Annotated in this window: 1 protein-coding gene; it reads right to left on the reverse strand. The window is 54.3% G+C overall.

All coding sequences use genetic code 11. The features are described from left to right. Positions 1-344: 344 nt before the first annotated feature. A partial coding sequence (locus tag CFR72_RS16880; RefSeq protein WP_110914822.1) for an IS110 family RNA-guided transposase occupies positions 345-763 on the reverse strand: 419 nt, incomplete at its 5' end.

The raw sequence follows: 763 nt of genomic DNA on the forward strand, positions 1-763 counted from the left end.
CTTATGTGGACGGCCTTTACGATGCAAGAGGTCACATTGATTGCATTGTCGTATCTTTCTTCTGCGTATTTTCGCTCCAGCGAAATGCACTGATACTGTCATGATGTGGAGATCCGGTCAGATGCGCCCTTATGTCCGGCCTGTTTATGCGAAATCCTTCGCTGGCCATCATGGGTGTTCGCTTGCGTGTCAGGCACCAATCTGGATCTCGTGCTCAATGGCACATGGGGACATTCGGTATTGCCTGAACTGCTTCTGATTACAGTCTTTCCCATCACGCGGTCAGTGCATACTGCCGGATCTACCGGAGCTTATTCCGGTATCCATCATCCTGGTGGTACATGTCAGACTATAGCGACACTGCGACCGGCCGGACGATAGATCTCTTTGCGCGACAACAAAACCCAGATGATCCGGGCCAGCTTGTTGGCTAACGCCACGGTTGCCAGACGGCCCGGGCGACGTTCCAGAAGCTTGCAAAGCCATACTCCCGCAGCGCTATCCCATTTCTGTGCGCGGTAAAGCATGGATGTTGCGCCCAGAACGAGCATCTTTCTTATTTCCCGGTTGCCCGTTTTGGTAATTCTGCCCAATCGGGTTTTTCCGCCCGATGAATGCTGGCGCGGTACGAGACCAAGCCAGGCTGCGAAGTGCCGGGCCGTATCGAAGGCCCCAATATCGGTAACAGACGCGACAATCAGGGAGGCGGTTACCGGACCAATGCCCGGGATGGTCAAAAGACGGCGAGCATCTTCATCCTGTT

The organism is Gluconacetobacter entanii (assembly GCF_003206495.1).
GTDB classification, from domain to species: domain Bacteria; phylum Pseudomonadota; class Alphaproteobacteria; order Acetobacterales; family Acetobacteraceae; genus Novacetimonas; species Novacetimonas entanii.